The organism is Capnocytophaga genosp. AHN8471 (assembly GCF_016806945.1).
Classification (GTDB): Bacteria; Bacteroidota; Bacteroidia; order Flavobacteriales; family Flavobacteriaceae; genus Capnocytophaga; species Capnocytophaga periodontitidis.
In genome coordinates this window covers 114,853-130,510 of record NZ_JAESPJ010000026.1, presented here as the reverse complement: position 1 = coordinate 130,510, position 15,658 = coordinate 114,853, and the positions used below count along the sequence as shown (strand labels likewise).

The 15,658-nt window shown below is 38.6% G+C and carries 21 protein-coding genes; 4 read left to right on the top strand and 17 right to left on the bottom strand.

The genetic code is table 11. From position 1 onward, the window contains the following. Nucleotides 1-3 precede the first annotated feature (3 nt). On the bottom strand, nt 4-2,544 hold the full coding sequence (locus JMN12_RS11410) for a BamA/TamA family outer membrane protein (RefSeq protein ID WP_238423900.1): 2,541 nt from the start codon (nt 2,542-2,544) through the stop codon (nt 4-6). 76 nt (nt 2,545-2,620) lie between these two features. On the opposite strand from JMN12_RS11410, the gene JMN12_RS11405 reads away from it, so the two are divergent. Together JMN12_RS11405 and JMN12_RS11400 are read left to right on the top strand one after the other, a co-directional pair. Then, a complete protein-coding gene (locus JMN12_RS11405; RefSeq protein WP_203139257.1) occupies nt 2,621-3,349 on the top strand; it encodes a TrmH family RNA methyltransferase in 729 nt (242 codons plus the stop codon). 19 nt (nt 3,350-3,368) lie between these two features. Beyond that, nucleotides 3,369-4,421, top strand: coding sequence for a DUF6688 family protein (locus JMN12_RS11400; protein WP_203139254.1), 1,053 nt, complete (start codon nt 3,369-3,371; stop codon nt 4,419-4,421). 252 nt (nt 4,422-4,673) lie between these two features. Here JMN12_RS11400 and JMN12_RS11395 read toward each other — a convergent pair whose 3' ends face one another. The 10 genes from JMN12_RS11395 to JMN12_RS11350 all read right to left on the bottom strand — a co-directional run bounded on the left by JMN12_RS11395 (nt 4,674) and on the right by JMN12_RS11350 (nt 9,365). Then, nucleotides 4,674-5,180: a hypothetical protein gene (locus JMN12_RS11395; protein ID WP_088595100.1), complete on the bottom strand. Its 507-nt coding sequence runs from the start codon at nt 5,178-5,180 to the stop codon at nt 4,674-4,676. A gap of 220 nt (nt 5,181-5,400) precedes the next feature. Next, the gene (locus JMN12_RS11390) at nt 5,401-6,060 is read right to left on the bottom strand and encodes a hypothetical protein (RefSeq protein WP_203139251.1); all 660 of its coding nucleotides are present in this window, start codon (nt 6,058-6,060) and stop codon (nt 5,401-5,403) included. 1 nt (nt 6,061) lies between these two features. After that, entirely contained in the window at nt 6,062-6,475 is a 414-nt protein-coding gene (locus JMN12_RS11385; protein ID WP_203139248.1) for a DUF6884 domain-containing protein, read from the bottom strand. 16 nt (nt 6,476-6,491) lie between these two features. Then, nucleotides 6,492-6,890, bottom strand: coding sequence for a hypothetical protein (locus tag JMN12_RS11380; RefSeq protein ID WP_088595103.1), 399 nt, complete (start codon nt 6,888-6,890; stop codon nt 6,492-6,494). An 11-nt stretch (nt 6,891-6,901) separates the two neighbouring features. Further along, entirely contained in the window at nt 6,902-7,105 is a 204-nt protein-coding gene (locus JMN12_RS11375; protein ID WP_203081982.1) for a hypothetical protein, read from the bottom strand. A gap of 73 nt (nt 7,106-7,178) precedes the next feature. Further along, nucleotides 7,179-7,481, bottom strand: coding sequence for a hypothetical protein (locus JMN12_RS11370; RefSeq protein WP_095901894.1), 303 nt, complete (start codon nt 7,479-7,481; stop codon nt 7,179-7,181). Nucleotides 7,482-7,505: 24 nt separating this feature from the next. Then, nucleotides 7,506-7,910 carry a hypothetical protein gene (locus JMN12_RS11365; protein WP_009413793.1) on the bottom strand — a complete coding sequence of 135 codons (405 nt, stop codon included), beginning with the start codon at nt 7,908-7,910 and terminating at the stop codon, nt 7,506-7,508. 189 nt (nt 7,911-8,099) lie between these two features. Then, on the bottom strand, nt 8,100-8,603 hold the full coding sequence (locus JMN12_RS11360; RefSeq protein WP_009413794.1) for a hypothetical protein: 504 nt from the start codon (nt 8,601-8,603) through the stop codon (nt 8,100-8,102). A gap of 85 nt (nt 8,604-8,688) precedes the next feature. Further along, the gene (locus JMN12_RS11355; protein WP_203081981.1) at nt 8,689-9,081 is read right to left on the bottom strand and encodes a hypothetical protein; all 393 of its coding nucleotides are present in this window, start codon (nt 9,079-9,081) and stop codon (nt 8,689-8,691) included. Nucleotides 9,082-9,110: 29 nt separating this feature from the next. Then, nucleotides 9,111-9,365 (bottom strand): hypothetical protein, encoded by a 255-nt coding sequence (locus JMN12_RS11350; protein ID WP_009413796.1) that lies wholly within the window; start codon nt 9,363-9,365, stop codon nt 9,111-9,113. Nucleotides 9,366-9,542: 177 nt separating this feature from the next. Here JMN12_RS11350 and JMN12_RS15340 point away from each other — a divergent pair, with 177 nt between their 5' ends. Next, nucleotides 9,543-10,169, top strand: a complete 627-nt coding sequence (locus JMN12_RS15340; RefSeq protein WP_238423896.1) for a hypothetical protein — start codon at nt 9,543-9,545, stop codon at nt 10,167-10,169. Beyond that, nucleotides 10,145-10,789: a hypothetical protein gene (locus JMN12_RS15335; protein WP_238423895.1), complete on the top strand. Its 645-nt coding sequence runs from the start codon at nt 10,145-10,147 to the stop codon at nt 10,787-10,789. Before JMN12_RS15340 ends, JMN12_RS15335 begins: the two co-directional genes overlap by 25 nt. 56 nt (nt 10,790-10,845) lie before the next feature. On the opposite strand, the gene purB is transcribed toward JMN12_RS15335, so the two are convergent. The 6 genes from purB to JMN12_RS11315 form a co-directional block, all read right to left on the bottom strand. After that, entirely contained in the window at nt 10,846-12,177 is a 1,332-nt protein-coding gene (purB, locus tag JMN12_RS11340) for an adenylosuccinate lyase (RefSeq protein ID WP_009413372.1), read from the bottom strand. A gap of 46 nt (nt 12,178-12,223) precedes the next feature. Beyond that, nucleotides 12,224-13,345: an ATP-binding protein gene (locus JMN12_RS11335; RefSeq protein WP_203139245.1), complete on the bottom strand. Its 1,122-nt coding sequence runs from the start codon at nt 13,343-13,345 to the stop codon at nt 12,224-12,226. A gap of 433 nt (nt 13,346-13,778) precedes the next feature. Next, nucleotides 13,779-14,153: a hypothetical protein gene (locus JMN12_RS11330; protein ID WP_088595112.1), complete on the bottom strand. Its 375-nt coding sequence runs from the start codon at nt 14,151-14,153 to the stop codon at nt 13,779-13,781. Nucleotides 14,154-14,156: 3 nt separating this feature from the next. Then, a complete protein-coding gene (locus tag JMN12_RS11325; protein ID WP_095901885.1) occupies nt 14,157-14,480 on the bottom strand; it encodes a type II toxin-antitoxin system YafQ family toxin in 324 nt (107 codons plus the stop codon). A 4-nt stretch (nt 14,481-14,484) separates the two neighbouring features. Then, a complete protein-coding gene (locus JMN12_RS11320; protein WP_009750893.1) occupies nt 14,485-14,718 on the bottom strand; it encodes a hypothetical protein in 234 nt (77 codons plus the stop codon). A 14-nt stretch (nt 14,719-14,732) separates the two neighbouring features. Further along, a complete protein-coding gene (locus tag JMN12_RS11315) occupies nt 14,733-15,515 on the bottom strand; it encodes a TerC family protein (RefSeq protein WP_203139242.1) in 783 nt (260 codons plus the stop codon). Nucleotides 15,516-15,658 lie beyond the last annotated feature (143 nt).

Here is a 15,658-nt window from a genome sequence, read left to right as displayed (position 1 = left end):
CGTTTAGAAAGGATAGTTGATACCAAAGTTAAACACCGTTTCTTTTATTCTGAATTTCTTTATCCAGCGATCACCTATAGGTTCAGCAGGATCATAGGTAGGAATACCCATATCGAGGCGAATGACAAAGAAATTGAAATCATAACGCAAACCTAAACCTGTACTCAAACCTATATCTTTCAGTGATGAAAGATCCTTAAATTTATTTTCTTCAAAAGGTGTGTTATCGGCAACATTCCATATATTTCCCACATCGGTGAAAAGTGCACCTTTGAGTGCCCCTAAAATAGGAAAACGATATTCAAGATTGAGGGTAATCTTCATATTTGCCTCGTTGTAGTCCAAAATCGACTGACTTGACCCTGGACCTAAACGATAGGCTTTCCAGCCGCGATTATCGGTAGTACCTCCCGCAAAATAACTCTGTGAAAACGGTATATTATCGGAATTGCCATACGGAATTGCTACTCCTAAGAACGAACGGAATGCCAAAGAACTCTGTTTGCCAACAGGAAAGTGTTTGATAAAATCGACCTCAGCTTTGGCATATTGGGCATATTCCACCCCAAAGAGTTTATTTTTGGTACTCCCATCGGTATTCACCACCTTATAAGTAGCTGTAATAGCATTGAGCAAACTGCCTGCTCCTTCTATTTTAAAGCGGAGTTGAGAGAAATTGCGTTCAAAAAACTGTGATTTGCTATTGATGATATAAGTAAAACTACTCGCCACGATAAAGTCGTTGTTAGTAATACGGTTATATCGCTCCAAAATACCGAATAAAGGCAACACATCATCAGATTGAACAGTTATTGTTCGATTAAAAATATCTTCTAAGAAATTGAATGTACCTTCGCTGGGGGTAAGATTTCCTCTGCCGTCTACATATCGGCTGCCTAGGCTATATTTGCGAGCAATATCGTTCAGCTTTTCATACGTACTTTGGTAAATATTGAAAAAGTTACCAGGGTTGATATTGTTCACATATTGTACGTTTATCAAATCGAAAATGACCTTATTCTTTTGGTTACGCGGATTCCACACATAGCGCAACAAGCCCGAAGTAGTGCGTTTGTCGAGCCCTATATTCGTTTGATAGCTCATACCTCCTTGCAAAATAGTTTGAGGGGTCATATAGTATGGAATGAGTTTACGAGTATTCAGTGGAAAAACGATAGAAGGGAATATTAAGCGGATATCACCACTCACTTCTGAGGTATTGAAAAAGCGCGTATCCTTAAGTGTAGGCTGAGAGGCAAAAGCCCCTTGGAAGTTCAGTTCTAAAGTTTCAGCCCCTCTAAATATATTACGCGCTGCAAACGAAGTACCTATCCCAAAACCAATAGCTTCAATTTCCGAACGCTTAATCTCATTGGTAAGGCGCAGTGAAAATTTATCCATAGACGATAGGTAAATATTCGCATCGAGTTTGTTTTGCAAGGTATCATTGGCAGCGTATTTAAACTCCATATTGGGGTAGCGAAACACGCGCAAGTTATTGAACTGACGATAGGTATTACCGCGTTCCACATCGGAGTAGACGGCCCCTTTCCGCAGCCCCGTAGCGTGGTACAGCACACGCGGACGATAGCGAAGTTTGCCTTTGTAATAAATAAGCATATCGCGATACTGCAATGAGTCCAAAGTACTCTTATCTACCTTGCTGTCATAATCGGTGTAGAGGCGTATTTTATTGATGTGGTGTACTTTGTATTTTTTGGTGGTAATCACATCGCCATCGCGTTCTACAAGGTCGCCTATATCGGTGGTTACCTGCAATTTAGTGTCTTTTTGGGCGGTAACTGTATCACGCACAATTTGGAAGTTAATGGAACTCTGCTGAAAAGTGTAAAAACCATTATTGCGGAAAAGTTCGTATAGGCGTGAACGCTCGTTGCTAAAATCGCTAAGCTGATAGGGCGCCCCCGATTTGAGGAAAGTTTTTGATTTGTGCAATTGGTAAACCGAATCAATTTCGGGTGAAGTGATTTTCGTTTTGAGGCTATCCAAATAGTAACGCTCACCCGTGGTGATGTAGTAGCCTACTTTGGCTTGTTGTTTTTCTTCTTTAGGAAGAGGGAAAATGCTATCGGTTACTTTGTTGTTGAAATAGCCTATACTGCGGAAGTACGCTCCCAATTGTTTGGTAGATTTATGTACGCGGGCTGTATCAAGCACGGCAGGAGCTTCGCCTATACGCTGCAATTGGTGGTCGATACCCGATACTAAAAACGATTTCTGAAGTCTGCCCACCTGCTTTTCGGACAAGAATCCTTTGAGAAAACGATGCCAACGCGGGTGTGTATCAATCCATTGAGCGAAGTCTTTTTCGGCATTAGGGTTTCCCAAATTGTAGATATACAAACTGATGGGCATTCCTAAAATATACGAATTAGGCTTTTGTAACACAAAATTGTTTATCTTTGCATCGTCGGTTTTAGAGCCATTCACGTACACGAGATTTTCTCTGAGCAAATGGCGGTCTTTAGGCACACGCTTGGTAGCATCACACGCGCTGAGTGCAATGGTTAAGACGAGTAGCATACCGATAAGGCTTAGTGGGGAACGCGTATTTCTCACAAGTTTTTGTTTTTAGGGCTCAAAAATACACAATTATTTTATGCTTAGCAAAAATCAACTCAAATTAATTCAGAAACTACAACAGAAAAAATACCGCAATGAGCTGAATCTCTTTATAGTAGAAGGAAAAAAGAGCATCGTGGAATTTCTGCAAGCAGGCTACCGATTGGAACTGCTCATCGCCACCGAAGTGTTTGCCGAAGCTCTTAGCAATCACCCTATCACGCTGGTGAGCAAAGAGGAATTGAGGAAGGTAAGTGCCCTCAAAAACCCTGATGAGGGTTTGGCTATTTTTCACCAACGCAAGCAAAAGGGCATACTGCAAGAGGGGGTAATTCTCGCTTTGGACAACGTACAAGACCCTGGTAATTTGGGTACACTGATACGCCTCTGCGACTGGTTTGGCATTGAAACTTTGCTCTGCAACACCCAAACCGTAGATTGCTATAACCCAAAAGTAGTGCAAGCCACTATGGGCTCACTTACCCGTGTAGCGGTGCATTATGTAGATTTAGCGGGATTTTTAGCTACTTGTAGTCTGCCCGTATATGTAATGGATTTAGAAGGTGACCCCCTCTACACTACCGAATTTCCCAAAAATTGCATACTTATCTTAGGCAATGAAGCCAATGGGATAAGCCCCGAAGTGCGTGCCTTAGCAAATAAGGCAATCACTATTCCGCGTTTTAGCAAACACCAACAAACAGAAAGCCTAAATGTGGCAATGGCAGGAGCGATTGTTTTAAGTAAGGTAAGAGGTAACAATTAACAATTAACAGGTAAGAAATATGATAGAATTACTATTTTTAGTTGTGTTTGCGATATGCTTTATACTACTATTGCGCAAATTTGTACCTATATGGCAGATTATTATAGCGGAATTCTATTTTGTTACATTTTTACTATTCCTTTTATTTTCAGGGGAGGAACACCCTTATTACGAAGCGATTGACCCTGCTGGACTTGAAAGTTATGAATTTGTTGCTTCCAAACACCAGCTAATATATATGATATTTTTTGTGTTGTATCATATTTCTCTGCTACTACTTTGGATTCGCAAATCAGCTTTACCCCCTCTAATTTTAGCATTGGGATTGTGCGTACTCTATATAGGGTTGTTTTTTAACGGGGTACTCATCTTGCAACTTTTAGGCTCACAAGAAGGTGCTGGAATCTTAGCTTGCTTTCCTGCTTTCAGTCTGTTAGTAGGTTTAGGCATCATCATTCGCACGCTCTACGATTTGCCTAAAAACTTGTCTTTTAGTCCTTCTAAATACCAATGCCTCAATAAAATAAATGAAAAACTCTCTACAAAAAGCGCTCTATTTTGCTCCTCGGTAATCGCTATATTGCCTGTATTTGTACTCATCACCTTAATACTGATGCTCTTTGGAGATGATTACGATGCTGTGAGCAAAGCACTGACTGAGACTACTACTTGGGGGTTCTCACAACACGACCACCCGCCGCATCTACCCCACCAAGGGCATTACCTTTGCACTGTAGCTGCCTGCGGAAGTCCGCAATTAGTAAAACCTTTGCGCTGGGGGATACGAGGCAAGCAGCGCATTATCGTAAACCGACAGTTGCAAATTGCCAACGCCTTTGAAGAACTCATCGCCGACCTCTCCCCTACCCTACACCGCTTTATACGCAAGAACTATGACCGCTATGGTTACGACCTCTCTAAAAAAATCAAAAGTCGCTGGGCTTCAAACCTCACTTATATACTGATGAAGCCCTTAGAATGGGGATTCCTACTTTGTCTATACACCTTTTGCTTACGACCAGAGGAGAAGATTAGGAGACAGTATTCTTTACAATTAACAATTAATAATTAACAATGGACAGATAACAATGAAGATGTTAGAGGATAAGGTGTAAGGATTTAATTATCAACCATTAAGTATAGTTGATAGAAATATTACAAATAAAGAACAGTTAAAAAATTTGCGTATGTATTAAAAAAGTAGTACCTTTGCAACGCAAAACAGATTAAAATCGTTTTGAATGGTGCGGGACGAGACTTTGGGTCTCTATACGCCTTCACCCCTCCGGGAGGCAAATTGATGAAGAGTCAGTTTGCCTCCTTGTTATTTAAATCGTTTTGTATCTACTTGCAAAACTCTTTTGTCAGGCATTATAAATATGATAATTTCTATGTTTTTTGCACGCTTTTGTCTAAATGTAGCTTTAAGCATATTAAAAGCTTCTCTATTAGAGTCCAGCTTTTTAGTAAAATAAATAATCACTTCACTGACATTTTGGCTATTAGCCTCCTTCAAAGCGCTCTGAATAGCATTCTTCCCATTGGTACTTTCTGCTACTTTTATATCTACATACCTTAGGTTTATTAAATTAAATGCATCAGGATTTTTCTGTCTATCTTGAATTACAGGTAATAGGCGATACTTCCTCCCATTATCAGCTAAGATTTTCAAAGCCTCAATATTCTTGTACTTTTCGGTTTTACTTTGAGTACCTTCATTAAATTTCTCTACAAGTCCGCCATTGATAGTCTCGTACATTACACTAAAAGTAACATCTTTATACCTCTTTCTTAATACAATATGGCTATAGGTGGTAAGGTGGTGTTTCATTTTTATAAAGTTTGTAGGCTCACATTTTTTCTAAAAGATTGAGACGCAAAGGTAATAATAATTTGACAATTAGGAAAGTTAGGACAATAAAAAAACCACCGCTGAGCGCGTAAATGCATAGCGGTGGTTTTTGTTTGATTATTACTAAACACCTGACACCTGATTAAGGTTTAGCCTTTATAAGACTCACATAACAGGGGAGTGCTTGAAAGTGATCAAATTATTTACCTTCTACTAAGTTTTTTAGCTTTTCAAATTCTTCGTCGTTGAGACTTTGTTTATACAATTCATTCACTAACCAAAGTCCGCTTTTTTTAATCTTTTCATTAGGAGAATAACTGCCTAACCAATTTTCAGAAGGTTTTATTTCACCTGCTTTTGCAGCATTAGAAAGGGTAGAAATGATTCTGCTCTCCCAGAAAAGTCGGTCGTCTTTAGTTTTTACTTCAAATACTGCAAAAGAGAGGTTTTGCTGTATATATTCACTAATTCGCTTTTCTAAAGCCTTTTCAAAATTTACATCCAGCAAGTGAGTATATTTTTGTTTACCTTCCTTTGAGGTAGTATCATACTCCCATTTTTCAGCATAAGGGTGATGAGGATCATCTTTACGCAACAGACTACGCCCTATATTTTTTCTAAAAATACTTCTATTCTTATTCTCTTTTACAAAATGTTGTTTTAAGCGAGAATAGAGTTGGTTATCTCCTGTATGGGTACCTACTCTGATGATTCTATCACAATCATTAAATTTTTCACCTTTCTCAAAGATAATATAAATACCATTAGTAGGAATTTCATTCTTATTTGCTTCAAAAGGAAAAGTAAAACGCTTTTGTGCGTTAAATAACTGATGTAATTGTAGTGCTAATGAGTTCATTTTAAGCTGTTTTATTCGTTAGAAACTGTAGCCGTTCACCTATTTTCATTCCTTTTAAGGGGAGTTCGAGATGTTTTAGGTGAGATTGGATAGGTGTGAGGTAGTTTTCTCCTGCCAAAATCACAAAAGTATCTTTTTCTAAATTTGTCACTTGTTTAAGTTGCTCCACTACTTTTTTACCCCATTCTGTTCTTTCCTTTTTACACATAGTGTTGAGAGTAAGGTTATATGGGGCGGTTACTTTATCAAGAGGGAGCAGATGATGTAGTGCCGATAATATGTAAATAGCATCGGGTCTTAGCTTTTTAGCATAAGCTAAACTTTTTACAAATAAAGGGCTTTGGTATAGCTCCTCTGCTTGCATAGGCTGAGAAGCTTTTTTTGAAACACAAGAGATTAGTACTATTTTTTTCATAAACTAATAGTATCTATTATTTTAACTCATTTATAATTTTACGACCAAATTGCTGAGTATTCCAAGTATCTTGATAGTCTATTTCAAATTCCTCAGCGATTTTTCTTAAAGCTTCCTTGACTGTTCCCGCGTAGCGATTTCCACAAATAAGAGTATTATTTTTGTTTATATACAAACAATCTTCTCCTCCCACGATAGCATTGGGGTCTCCCAATGTGTCAAGTATCTTTTTAGCAAACCATTCTATGCCATTTTCAACGGCTGTATCTTGATGAAATTTAAGCCCGTTTTCGCCAGCTATTTTATGCAAAATTGCAATAGTCACTTTTTGTTTTACATATACTTCTACAGCATTATTGTCATACAAAACCACTATATATTTCCCTTTAACTGCTATTTCTTTATATTTTTTCATTGTACAAATATTTATTTTTTCTTTCTTCCTTTCTTTTTGCTTGTGCCAAATAGGGCTCCCAATAAAGTTGCACCTATTTTGCGTTCTACCCCTTGGCGAGAAGTAGGCACTCCTATTCTGCGAGAGGCTTTACTGCGGAGTGCTGTAAGTCCTACAGCACGTTTCCACGAAAAAGAGAATCCTGTTCCTTTTAAAATACTGCTAAATAGTCCCATAAGTTGATTATTTAATATTAACTTTGCCTAAGTTTGGAACTCAGGCAAAGTTGAAAAAAAGTGTGTATTGCTATTATACTAATTTTTTAATGAGTCGTGACAATACGCCGCCTTTCTTTTTATTTTTTTCTTTGGCTTTACGGGCTTTTTCCATTCTTTCGGCTATAGCTTTTCCTTCTTTGGTACGAAGGTCTACTTTACCGTCAGCTTTTCTTTTTACTCCGCTTGAAGCTGTAGTTTTCTTGTCGGATTTTTTAGCTGCCTTTTCTTTTTCTTTTTTAGCAGCTTCACGAGCTTTTTTTGCTCTTTCTACCATTTCTTTGTATTCAGTAGTTCTTTTATCTACTTTTCCAGTTGCTGTTTTTTTTAGTGCCATAGTTTAAAAATTTAAGGTTATACATTAGGCTTCGATTTCTAAATCATCAGCTTCTTCTACAAAATCGTCAAACAATTCGCTTGCTTTTTCATCGTCTATGCCAAGTAGTTCAGCAAAAGCAAAATAGTTTTCCATCTCGTCGGCAGTAATCACACCATCGGATGCTAATACTTGCAGGCTAATAAGCAATGTAGCTTCTTTTTCACCAGCTTTCACAGCTTTAGCAGCTTCCTCGAGATAAGCATCGAAATCGTCATCGCTGAGTTTTTCTATTTTTTTGAAAGCTGCCTCTACTTCTTTTTGTAGGTCGTTGAGTTCGAGTTCTTCAGCCAAATCGGCTACACATTCTTGTGCGATTTCATCGTAGGCTCCTTGTGCAGTTGCAGCAGCAGCGATAAAAGGGGCTATAGTTTTTGTTTTAATTCCCATAATATTAGAATTTTTAAGTGTTAAAAAAATGTTTTATTTAAGTACGATAAACTCCACACGTCTATTTTCATCGGAGTTGGGGGTATTAGTGTTTTTTGTTTGCTACTTCCAAAACCTTCATAGCTGAGGCGACTCTACTTTTTGTACTTCTTCAGTAAGAGAAATGGTTTGAGTAGCAGCAGGTTTTTCTTATTTATTGGTTAATAAAAAATAGGCGATTCCTGCTAAGAGTACTAACAATACAATCCACACCCAAAAAGGAATTCCTTTTTTACCACCTTCATAAGTGATTGCATACCCTACTTTGTAGTTAGGGTCGGTTTTAGAAAGGTCGCCTACTTGAGCTGTGATACCATATTGTTCGGCTTTTTGTTGTAGTTTAGCAAGGCTGGGAGCTGTCCACATTTTGCAGAAAGCGATTTTATTGCCTTTTACTTTTAACCATTCACCATCTTGAGTAAAGCAAGCTTGGTCTTTTTCAAACCATTCATTTCCTGCTTTTTTCTCAGCCTCAAGGTCTTTAGTAGTGTAGAATAGTTCACCAATACCTGCATCGGGACATACACTACTTTTTGCGAATATTTGTTTTAACTCACTTAGAGTTGTACTAGGGTACATTTCTAAATAAGCAGCAATAATACCAAGGGCTGTTCTGTTCTGTGTTCTTCCTGTTACAAGAGCTTTTTTTGCCATTTTTATTTCTTTATTTAGTGTTAGTATGTTTTAGTGTTTTTTTAGAGAGTGCCTAAAAAATAGACACTCTCTTAGAAATCAGTTCTTATCGTAAAGCTTCAATTACTTTTTTACCGAACTGTTGAGTGTTCCAAGCCTCGTCGTACTTAATTTTGTACTTAGCAGCTACGGTACGCAAACCTTCTTTAGTACTACCTTCAAACTTGCTTCCACAGATAACGGTACCTTTGGCATCGGTATACACACAGTAAGTTTCATCGGCAATAGCAGGAGCTCCACCACCAAGAGCATCAATTAATTTTTTGCCAAACTGACGAGTATTCCAAGATTCGTCATACTTGAAGTTGTTTTCATCAGCGATTTGGCGCAAAGCACCTTTAGCATTTTCGTAGCGGTCGTACACGTCGATAGACTTGTTGTCGTAGATAGCCACGATATACAAATCAGTAGCTACCAATTCTTTGTATTGCTTAATCATATTATAAAAATTTTAAATTGTTTACTTGTTTATTTTTTTCTTGCTTTTTCGCGAGCAAGACTTTCTTTAGAACGCTCTATTTGTTTTTTGAGACTTTCGATAGCACGGTCGTGAGAAGCGGCTTTATCTACTTTAGTCTTTTTATAAGAAGCTTTACTACTAGGAGAAGAAGCTTTTTTTGCCATATCGCCATAATAAGCATTGTCCTTCTTCTTGTTTTCTTTCTCTTTGGCTAATCGCGCTCTGAGGTCGATGATTTGTTTTCTGTAATATTCTACTGACATTATTTATTATTTTTCGGTTTCTGTTGTTATCTTTTTTCAGCGGCAAAAGTATAATCGCTCCAAAAAATACGAAAGTCCAATTTTGTACAATTGTGTATAAATTTTCTGTACAATTTTGTACAGTTTAGTGTTTTTTGTGTATATTTGCGCCCTTATTATAAATACTTGACGTGGAAAATGACAAATGATTTAGCTACTGATAACGCTTATAAACAACACATTAACCGCTTACAAAACGAAGTAAACCGCTCCTTTGGAAAAACAGTTACTTCTATAGCTGACTTTGAAGAATTATCGGAAAAAACGCGTCTATCTACCCAAACCTTGCGCCGCTTCTTTGGAAAAATTGACAAGGAGAAACAACTTAGCACTGCAAGCTTAAACTTGCTGTGTAACTACATTGGTTTTGCTGACTGGCAGAGCTTTTGCAACAACACAACCCCTGCTACCCCTACACAACTGCGCGAGGTTATCAACTCTTTCTACGACACTATTGCTTTCTCGGGCGCGAGTTTTTTCGACGTTAAACTGCGTGACACTCACGAGGCTTACGCTCCTATCATTTTGAATGATTTGCCTTATGCCTATTCGTTTTTGGAACGCTATAAAAACACTCCAAAAATCACTCAGTCGCTTTACCCTTGGTTCCCGTACTACGATTATATGGCTCAAGCGAGTTATGTTCACCTCATCGAAACCTATCTCGCCACTCAACCTTTAGAACACTTGAGAGTATGCCAAAATTCTTTTCTTGCTTATGGCGTATTTTGTAGTACAAAATGGGGGGGGGAGCAGGTTTTGTAGAAAAATATACTGCAGAAGCTGATAAGTACATTGAATCGGTATGGCGAGATTATCCTGATAGTTTCTTTCATTACCCTGAAACGCGCTATACCATAGCCAAAGTAGTATTGGCTTACTTGAACAACAACGAACAAGAAGCGATTCGCGTGGCTGAAGCTGCTTTACATCGCAACCTACGCGCCAAACCCTTACACGTGTTTGATGAGGAATTTAACACTCCTGATATTCTCATTTCTAAACTGTGTAATGCCCTTATATGGATGGGGAAAGTGGATTTTGCAATAGAGATTTATAGTACTTTTAGCGAAGAACTTTTTCTAACGAAAGATCCTGTAGAAAATATGTCGCAGCGTTTTGTGTATGAGCGCGACACTCAATTTGCTGCCCAAACGGTGGATATGTTGCGTTTGTTTGACCCTTCAATTCCTGAGCTTGTTTCTAAACGTCAGCCACATTGGAAAACGAGGGTATATGAAGAAATTCAGCAACTTCTCATCGATTTGAAGCGCTGTAAAAAAGGAGAGTTGAGCAAGCGTTTGACCTTAAAAGAGCGCTTGCGCACCCTTGCTAAGCAAACCAACTTCGGAGTCATAGAAAATTTGATACAACTATTCCAATAAAAAAATGCTCAGGGATTTACCTGAGCATTTTTCTTACTTCTTATCTCTTACCTAAACTAAACTCCTGTATAGTTCTCGGGGGTGATGACTTTTAGTTCTGCCTTCACATCTTCACTTACTTCCAAGGTATCAATGAAGTTGCTGATAGTCTCAGCTGTGATAGCAGTATTGGTACGCGTAAGGGCTTTGAGAGCTTCATACGGATTAGGATAGCCTTCTCGACGTAAAATCGTTTGGATAGCCTCGGCTACTACTGCCCAATGGTCTTGTAAATCTTCGCGGATTTTATCTTCGTTTAAAAGGAGTTTATTGAGCCCTTTGAGGGTAGATTGCAGGGCGATGAGTATATGACCAAAAGGCACCCCTACATTGCGCAATACTGTACTATCGGTGAGGTCGCGCTGTAGACGGGAAATAGGCAATTTCGCAGATAGATGCTCTAAAAGAGCGTTGGCAATACCTAAATTACCTTCAGAATTTTCAAAATCAATAGGATTTACCTTATGAGGCATAGCCGAAGAGCCTACCTCGCCTGCTTTTATCTGTTGTTTGAAGTAATCCATTGAGATATACGTCCAAATATCGCGATTCAAATCGATGAGAATCGTATTGATGCGTTTGAGCGCATCGAAAAGAGCAGCTAAATGGTCATAATGCTCAATTTGGGTAGTAGGGAATGAGTGGTGTAATACCAATATTTCCTCAACAAAGCGGGTGCCGAAAGCCTTCCAATCGATATTAGGGTAGGCTACTTTATGAGCGTTGTAGTTACCGGTAGCTCCCCCAAATTTGGCAGCATAAGGCACTGCAATAAGGGTTTGTAACTGTTGTTCCATACGAACGACAAACACCTCGAATTCCTTGCCTAAACGCGTAGGAGATGCTGGCTGACCGTGAGTGCGTGCTAACAATGGCACATCTTTCCATTGGACTACTAAACTTCTCAGTTTGCCGAGTAATTGCTCTAAAGCAGGCAAATATACTTGTTGTACGGCTTCCTTGATGCTAAGCGGAATAGCGGTATTGTTGATATCCTGAGAGGTGAGCCCGAAGTGGATAAACTCCTTATAGGGTTGCAGTTGTAAGTAATCAAAAGCTTCTTTTATAAAGTATTCTACCGCTTTCACATCGTGATTGGTAGTTTGCTCTATTTCTTTTACTTTTAGAGCTTCCTCTTCGGTAAAATTTTGGTAGAGTTTTCTCAAATCGGTGTATTTTTCCTTAGGAAAGGCAGCGAGTTGAGGCAAGGGGAGTTCACAGAGCGCGATGAAGTACTCTACTTCCACTTGTACGCGATAACGAATAAGTGCCATTTCGGAAAAGAAAGGCACAAGGGAGGTCGTTTTATCGGCATAACGACCATCGATGGGGGAAATTGCGGTTAACATAATTTCAAATTAGCAAATTAGCAGATTAGAAAATTAGTAAATTGTCTCATTGCTTAGTGTGTAATAGTCGGGTGAGTTTGATAGCCAAATCGGTAAAAATAACTTTGCCATTACCATTGCGCTCCACGTGTAACTGGGCTTCTTCGAGGAGGTTGTGTATTGCCTCGATATTGTTGCCGTGAATAAAAGGCGCAAATTTGGCAAGTTGGAAAGTAGGGTCGTTAAATTGCATATACACCAAATTGGAGGCTGTGTAGTTCAGCAGAAATGCCTGACGAAACACCTCTGCACAATAGAGTAAAAACTGTTTTTGCATCTCTCTATTCAGCGTATTAATCTCGTCGCTCCATTGCAAGAGTCCTCGTATAGAGGCTTTGTTGCCACGCGCACGGTAGGCAGTACGCACCCACGCAATAAACCAACGTTCAAAGGTTGCTTCTTCGCTTTCTTTGTTGTCCATCAGTTGGAGGGCTTTGTTGAAGTTTCCTTGAGCGCGTAGGGCTATTTTGGTCGCTTCGGCTTCAGCTAAACCACGTGCGATGAGCGCTTCCTTGATAGCTTTCTCACTGAGTGGCGGAAAGCGCAGAATTTGGCAACGCGATTTGATAGTGTCTAACAAGGCATTTTCATCTTCTACCACCAAGAGAAAGACCGTTTTATCGGCGGGTTCTTCAAGGAGTTTGAGGAGCTTATTAGAGGCTTCGGGATTCATCTTCTCTGCCATCCAGATAATCATCACCTTATAGCCCCCTTCAAATGATTTCAGTGCTAACTTATTAGTAATCTCTTTAGCCTCATTTACCCCTATGTTGGCTTGTTTTTTCTCAATTCCAAGGAATACGAACCAATCGAAAAGAGAGCCATAAGGCTGTTCCTTTACAAAAGTGCGCCATTCATCCATAAAGAGCGAGCTAATAGGGTCTTTTTTCACCTTGTCGTTAATCGCTGTGGGGAAAGCAAAATGGAGGTCGGGGTGAGCGAGTTGAGCGCATTGGTTTTTTGCTTTAGGGTTATCGTGCGAAAGAATGAGAGTCGCGTAGGCGATTGCCATTAGCAGTCCTCCTTGTCCTTCGCCAGCGACAAATAACTGAGCGTGTGGAATGCGACCTGCTTCCACACTAGCTTTTAAATAGTTCTTTATAGTGTCATATCCTAAAATATTGTTCATTGTTTAGGGAATGTTAGGGGTCAGGGATTAGGGATTAGGTTTCAGGGGGTTAGTAGTAAAGCAAGGGCAAGAAAAATAATACTGCTCCTAACAAAAATAGCACTGCCAGAATGTGAATTACAAAACTATTTTTTCTCAAAAATATATATTGTTGTACCAAACGTATTGCCCAGAACAACGAGTTACCAAGTAAGAAAAATTTTCCTAAATTAGTAGTGAGAAGTTCGTTAGTAAAACAAAAACAAACTATTGCTACTGCTACAAAATAATAGATTATTTGTATATTGAGAATTTGGATAATTCCGCGATTGGCAAAACTGAGTTTGTGCACCTCTTCCTTCCATTTAAAAAGTCTCCAAAACAACAAATGGAAAACAGCAAAAAGCAAATTATAAAATCCTAAAAAGATAATAACAGAGTACATAATAATATTTTATTCTCGTTGCGACTTTCTTCTAAAAAGCACTTGGTTAAAACTGCTTACTCTGCTGCGGTCTTGTTGGGTGATAATCGCATAGACAGCCCACGGAATCAGCAAATAGCCTCCTAATACTATGTAGTTCTTTCCTGCAAAAGCATAGATAAGAGCAGGCACTCCCAAAATGAGAATGGCTAAGGCTACTATTTGCCCTATTTTTGAGGGTTTGGCGCGAAAATCGTTGGGTTCATAAGTAAAACGGCGATTGCAGTTAGGGCAGACGAGTGATTTTTCTTCCCCCTCTTGCATCGCAAACTCCACACGGTCAGTAGCTTCTGTAGTGCAAGATAGTTCTTCAGCGCAATGTTTGCATTTGGTGTATACTTTCATTTCTTACTTTTTAAAAAGTTCTGAATGTGAGCCTAAACGGGTAAGAACAATTCTCTTTTGTTCTTCATCATATTGTAGCCAAATAATGAGTAAATCTGGCTCTATATGACATTCTAAATGACCTTTGTATTTTCCTGTTAAAAAATGAGCTTTCATTTTTAGAGGTAACTGTTCTACACCTCCAATTCTTAATTGTTTGATAGTATCATCTATCTTAGCTATTTTTACCTTATCATTCAAAAACTTCTTATAATCCTTCTTAAAACTTGTAGAAGAGAATAACTGATACTTATACTCATCTTCTTTTTTAGTTTCTGTAGACTCCATAATCTTAGTTTTTTAAGAACGACAAAAACGCATCAACATCATCAAAGAAAGGTGTATCTTTGTCCTTTATCAACCTTTCTGCTTCAGCCATAGCTTCTTTGGTTTCTTGATTAGGAATCTCTTTCTCTTCCTTCTTTAATTTTTTAACATCAACAATATTAAAGTTAAGACTTTTAAGGATATTCATAGCATTTTCCAAAGAAATACCTTGTGGAGGAGTGGTTAAAATTGCATTCATATCTTTTTATTTTTTTAGTTATTAGTCTTCTTCCGCATTTTCATATTCAAAAACTCAACGCCCAATGAGAAAGCTATCGCAAAGTACAAATAACCCTTAGGCACTGCCCCTACTGTTTGTCCAGCGAGTACCGCTTCCGAAAGATGCATACTCTCGGTAATGAGCATAAAGCCAATGAGTATCAAGAAGGAAAGGGCTAATATTTGAATTGACGGATTGCGGTTTACAAAATTACCTACTGGGTTGGCAAAGAGCATCATTATTCCCACCGAAAGAATTACAGCGATAATCATTAGGTAAAGTGCACCTTCCAATCCATTGGTCATCCCCACAGCTGTGAGGATACTATCTATTGAAAAAATGATGTCTATCAGTAAGATTTGTACGATAACTCCGCTAAATGAAGCGTGTTGTCGCGCTTGAGGCTGTTCCGATTCGGTAACGTGCTCTATATGATTTACTTTGGCGTGAATTTCTTTAGTTGATTTGTAGAGTAAGAAAATACCTCCCGCGAGAAGTATCAGTGCTTGTCCGTTGAAATGTGCTGAGAACCAACCCCAATCAAAACTGATAAGCGGGTCTTTAAGACGAATGAGGAAGGAAATCCCTAATAGCAAACCTATACGCATAAACATTGCCAAGAAGAGTCCCAAGCGAGTAGCACGTTTGCGTTGGTTTTCGGGTAATTTACCTGTAACGATAGAGATAAATATCACATTATCAATCCCCAAAACGATTTCGAGGAAAGTAAGGGTAAGGAGTGCCACAAGAGCATCAACAGAAAATAAAAAATCCATAATATTTCAATTAACAATTGACAATGAATAATTAACAATAATTGAGGCGACAAAGGTAGTAAAGAATTTGCTAATGAGCAAATTTGGAAATGAGCAAATTAACCTTTATCTTTGCGCTTTCTAAAAAACTAAAACAATTCATC

Excerpts from the sequence above, each read along its gene's own strand:
- JMN12_RS11410 (WP_238423900.1), bottom strand. The coding sequence starts at position 2,544 with ATGCTACTCGTCTTAACCATTGCACTCAGCGCGTGTGATGCTACCAAG.
- JMN12_RS11405 (WP_203139257.1), top strand. The coding sequence starts at position 2,621 with ATGCTTAGCAAAAATCAACTCAAATTAATTCAGAAACTACAACAGAAA.
- JMN12_RS11400 (WP_203139254.1), top strand. The coding sequence starts at position 3,369 with ATGATAGAATTACTATTTTTAGTTGTGTTTGCGATATGCTTTATACTA.
- JMN12_RS11395 (WP_088595100.1), bottom strand. The coding sequence starts at position 5,180 with ATGAAACACCACCTTACCACCTATAGCCATATTGTATTAAGAAAGAGG.
- JMN12_RS11390 (WP_203139251.1), bottom strand. The coding sequence starts at position 6,060 with ATGAACTCATTAGCACTACAATTACATCAGTTATTTAACGCACAAAAG.
- JMN12_RS11385 (WP_203139248.1), bottom strand. The coding sequence starts at position 6,475 with ATGAAAAAAATAGTACTAATCTCTTGTGTTTCAAAAAAAGCTTCTCAG.
- JMN12_RS11380 (WP_088595103.1), bottom strand. The coding sequence starts at position 6,890 with ATGAAAAAATATAAAGAAATAGCAGTTAAAGGGAAATATATAGTGGTT.
- JMN12_RS11375 (WP_203081982.1), bottom strand. The coding sequence starts at position 7,105 with ATGGGACTATTTAGCAGTATTTTAAAAGGAACAGGATTCTCTTTTTCG.
- JMN12_RS11370 (WP_095901894.1), bottom strand. The coding sequence starts at position 7,481 with ATGGCACTAAAAAAAACAGCAACTGGAAAAGTAGATAAAAGAACTACT.
- JMN12_RS11365 (WP_009413793.1), bottom strand. The coding sequence starts at position 7,910 with ATGGGAATTAAAACAAAAACTATAGCCCCTTTTATCGCTGCTGCTGCA.
- JMN12_RS11360 (WP_009413794.1), bottom strand. The coding sequence starts at position 8,603 with ATGGCAAAAAAAGCTCTTGTAACAGGAAGAACACAGAACAGAACAGCC.
- JMN12_RS11355 (WP_203081981.1), bottom strand. The coding sequence starts at position 9,081 with ATGATTAAGCAATACAAAGAATTGGTAGCTACTGATTTGTATATCGTG.
- JMN12_RS11350 (WP_009413796.1), bottom strand. The coding sequence starts at position 9,365 with ATGTCAGTAGAATATTACAGAAAACAAATCATCGACCTCAGAGCGCGA.
- JMN12_RS15340 (WP_238423896.1), top strand. The coding sequence starts at position 9,543 with ATGACAAATGATTTAGCTACTGATAACGCTTATAAACAACACATTAAC.
- JMN12_RS15335 (WP_238423895.1), top strand. The coding sequence starts at position 10,145 with ATGGGGGGGGGAGCAGGTTTTGTAGAAAAATATACTGCAGAAGCTGAT.
- purB (WP_009413372.1), bottom strand. The coding sequence starts at position 12,177 with ATGTTAACCGCAATTTCCCCCATCGATGGTCGTTATGCCGATAAAACG.
- JMN12_RS11335 (WP_203139245.1), bottom strand. The coding sequence starts at position 13,345 with ATGAACAATATTTTAGGATATGACACTATAAAGAACTATTTAAAAGCT.
- JMN12_RS11330 (WP_088595112.1), bottom strand. The coding sequence starts at position 14,153 with ATGAAAGTATACACCAAATGCAAACATTGCGCTGAAGAACTATCTTGC.
- JMN12_RS11325 (WP_095901885.1), bottom strand. The coding sequence starts at position 14,480 with ATGGAGTCTACAGAAACTAAAAAAGAAGATGAGTATAAGTATCAGTTA.
- JMN12_RS11320 (WP_009750893.1), bottom strand. The coding sequence starts at position 14,718 with ATGAATGCAATTTTAACCACTCCTCCACAAGGTATTTCTTTGGAAAAT.
- JMN12_RS11315 (WP_203139242.1), bottom strand. The coding sequence starts at position 15,515 with ATGGATTTTTTATTTTCTGTTGATGCTCTTGTGGCACTCCTTACCCTT.